4 protein-coding genes and 1 pseudogene are annotated in these 2,979 nt (G+C 56.7%); 4 read left to right on the top strand and 1 reads right to left on the bottom strand.

Annotated elements, in window-relative coordinates; genetic code table 11:
- Together AAAC48_RS18800 and AAAC48_RS18795 are read left to right on the top strand one after the other, a co-directional pair.
- Positions 1-542: hypothetical protein (locus AAAC48_RS18800; RefSeq protein ID WP_340655646.1), on the top strand; the 542-nt coding region annotated here is incomplete at its 5' end.
- A 111-nt stretch (positions 543-653) separates the two neighbouring features.
- A complete protein-coding gene (locus tag AAAC48_RS18795) occupies positions 654-1,814 on the top strand; it encodes an alpha/beta hydrolase (protein WP_340655645.1) in 1,161 nt (386 codons plus the stop codon).
- Between the two features lie 253 nt (positions 1,815-2,067).
- Here AAAC48_RS18795 and AAAC48_RS18790 read toward each other — a convergent pair.
- Positions 2,068-2,301: pseudogene (locus tag AAAC48_RS18790) on the bottom strand (transposase); the annotation flags it as partial.
- Here AAAC48_RS18790 and AAAC48_RS18785 point away from each other — a divergent pair.
- The gene (locus tag AAAC48_RS18785; RefSeq protein WP_340655647.1) at positions 2,219-2,479 is read left to right on the top strand and encodes a hypothetical protein; all 261 of its coding nucleotides are present in this window, start codon (positions 2,219-2,221) and stop codon (positions 2,477-2,479) included. The pseudogene AAAC48_RS18790 and the gene AAAC48_RS18785 sit on opposite strands and share 83 nt — an antisense overlap.
- Complete coding sequence (locus AAAC48_RS18780; RefSeq protein WP_340655644.1) at positions 2,476-2,892, top strand: transposase; 417 nt, start codon at positions 2,476-2,478, stop codon at positions 2,890-2,892. The genes AAAC48_RS18785 and AAAC48_RS18780 overlap by 4 nt, the downstream gene beginning before the upstream one ends.
- Positions 2,893-2,979 lie beyond the last annotated feature (87 nt).

Below are 2,979 nucleotides of genomic sequence, written 5' to 3'. Positions count from 1 at the left end.
AGAAAACGGATGAAGAAACGGGATTAATGCTACAATCTCTGCTTTCCGATATAAATGTCGGCTTCCTTCGTAGCCTCAATGAAGGCGTCACGCGCAGCGGTGCAAGTGATCTTGCCCTGAAGTGCCTTAATGCGCTGTCCTGGAAACAAGGTGACAACGCCCCATATTGCCGTCGATTAGTGCGCCGATCGTATCGAGAATCAACACTCTCATCGCAGTCACATCTGCACCGGGCGCCAAACGATTCGCTTTTTGTTGATCCGGTCGCGGTCATCCTCAAAGGGAACGACTTCGACGACATCGCGTTCCTTGCATCGGAACTTCAAACTCTCGAACGAGCGTCCATGTGTCCGTTGACGTTGGCGAGATCGCTGGCAATGAAAAAGCCAACCATCCCACATTTGCGGCACATCACCCGTTCCAAAGTCGTTAGGGGCGAAGTCCCCCGGCGATCCGGGCAGAATACCGCCGGGCAGCAGAGCATCGCCACGGCCTACACCAACAACCACGGTGCTCTGGGATCTATTGCAACCTTACGCTGACAGCCTCATTGCAGCCTCGCAGGCACGCCCACGACAGACAAGAACTAACGGCATAGAAAATGGACAGCATGTCGTCTAATGTTCTCACGACGACAGCGGGAAAAGCGTTTCATGCCAACATTCGCAAAGCGTTCGAACAAACTGCGTGCGATTTGTCTCCTGTGGCTGGTTGTTTGGTGCACTGGCTGCGCTTCCCAACAACATCACATAGCCCTTATGGAAGGAGCCGAGGCGCGCCTGCCTCCGGGGGTAGACCAGGTGGACATGCTCGTCATGTCGACGAGGGAGCGGTCGTCCGTTCCGGGCGTAATTTACACCGGAGAGCGGGCGAGAAATCGCTCCCTTTATAATCTCGTCGTGTCCATTCCTCCGGATAAATCGAGGAAGATAGGAGAGGTCCAATGGCCAAAGGGTCCGAAGCCGGATGCGAGGACGGATTTTGTGGCAACCAAAGCCAATGACATGAATGCTGCGGACGTCGACAAATGGTTCCTCAACGTCGCGGGCAAAAAGCGGAAGCTATTCGTCTTCGTGCATGGCTTTAACAACACATTCGTCTCGGCGGCGTATAGACTTGCTCAGATCACCCACGATTCTGGGACCGAAGCTGCTCCAGTGCTTTTTACCTGGCCGTCGCGCGGGCGGGTCCTCGATTATGTCTATGACAAGGAGAGCGCCACATATTCCAGAGATGCGTTGGAATATCTCCTCACCCGCGCGGCAACGAACCCAAACGTGTCGGACATCACGGTGATGGCGCATTCCATGGGTAATTGGACGATGGTGGAAGCCTTGAGGCAAATGTCGATCAGGCAAGGCCGAATATTTCCAAAGATCAAAAACGTTATCATGGCCGCGCCTGATCTCGATGTTGAGGTGTTCCGCAGCCAGCTGCTCCAAATGAGCGAGCCTCGGCCGCGCATCACGATTTTCCTATCGCGCGACGACAAGGCACTCGCGCTGTCTCGCTGGCTCGGAGGGGACATCGACCGCGTCGGCTCCCTCGATCCAGACAAGGAGCCCTATAGATCCAAACTAAAGGAATTCAACATTGTGGTAATAAATCTGACCCAGCTAAAGGTCGGCGATACCACCAACCACACCAAGTTTGCGGAAAGCCCGGAGATTGTCCGCCTCATTGGGAATCGCCTGATCGAGGGACAGGAAATTGCCGGCAGCGATCTTAAGCTCGGAGAGCGCATTTCCGGTGCTAGTGTCGGGGCGGCAGCCAGACTTGGTCGCTCCGCGAGCGCCGCCTTCAACGGTACGTAGGCCAGTGCCGTTTTGTACGCAGCACTCAACACCATGACCGATTTCGTCAATTTTAAGCCGGATGTCGCGCGGCAGTTAATCAGGTCTTCCTCCATTTGTGTGGTGCTTGGCTTGATCGATTGCCCGAAATACATTTCTGGCTGCGCATGCCGGACGCGTCAGGTAGCTGAAATTGTTCACTCTCTTGGTTACAGCATCGACAGCCTGCCAGGAGCGCGTGATGAACCGTCTTGGCATTCCAATCAGCGACGACGTGTGTCGTCACGGTGGACCGGAAGCGGCATTCGCCACTGGAACATTGATAGAGACCTGGACGAGCCCGCCGTTTACTCGTGTTCCGCCCGGCACTGGCTATCGAGTGTCGATAGCCACAGGAAGGGCAAATTCTGCCTTCCGGCCACACCATGCTTTCCAGCAATCTGCGGCAATGTTTTTCTTGGCGGGAGGCCCTGGCCGAGGCGAAGCAGTTCCTCGCGCCGGTCTTCAAGCGTGTTGAACAGCGGGTGTCGGCTGGCGCATTCATTGACGGGCTTTTGTCGCCGAGCGCAAGACAGGTTGGATGTTGGCAGAAGAAGCCGGGCATGACCGACCTATCGGCTGCAGTCGCTTCTGGCCCGTTCGTCCTGGTCGGCGGACGCTTTGTGATCGGGTTCGCCGCTACGTGATCGACGCGCTGGGCGACGCTGACGGCGTCCTTGTGGTCGATGAGACTGGCTTTGTGAAGAAAGGAGAACATTCGGTCGGCGTGGCGCGGCAGTATTCCGGCACGGCCGGGCGGGTGGAGAACTGCCAGGTGGGGGTATTCGGGGCGGAGAACCAGGAGCGGCGGGCCAAGGCCTGTGTGCCCGAGGATGTGGCCTTCGCCACCAAGCCGGCGATGGCGCGCGAGATGGTCCCCCGAATTCTCGATGAAGGCATTCCGTGCGCTTTCGTGCTGGCGGATGCGCTCTATGGGTCGGATTATCAGTTCAGGTGCATGCTGGAGAAACGGGGACAGGCCTATGTGCTGGCGATCCGCTCCAACCATGTCCTGCGTTTTTTCGGGGCATGTCGATTCCCACTTTTTTCCGCTTGCTAATTGCGATGCAACAATTCTTGCGGCCGCGTCAGTACTCTAGAATTGCTGTGGTTGCGTCCGTTACCTGAGACCATCGGCGAGCGATCA

The sequence above is a fragment of the Phyllobacterium sp. genome, assembly GCF_037994405.1.
Classification (GTDB): Bacteria; Pseudomonadota; Alphaproteobacteria; order Rhizobiales; family Rhizobiaceae; genus Phyllobacterium.
The sequence above is the reverse complement of the archived record's forward strand: the minus strand, read 5'-3'. Positions and strand labels throughout refer to the sequence as shown.

Coding starts and splice junctions, on each gene's coding strand:
- AAAC48_RS18795 (WP_340655645.1), top strand. CDS start 654: ATGCCAACATTCGCAAAGCGTTCGAACAAACTGCGTGCGATTTGTCTC.
- AAAC48_RS18785 (WP_340655647.1), top strand. CDS start 2,219: ATGCTTTCCAGCAATCTGCGGCAATGTTTTTCTTGGCGGGAGGCCCTG.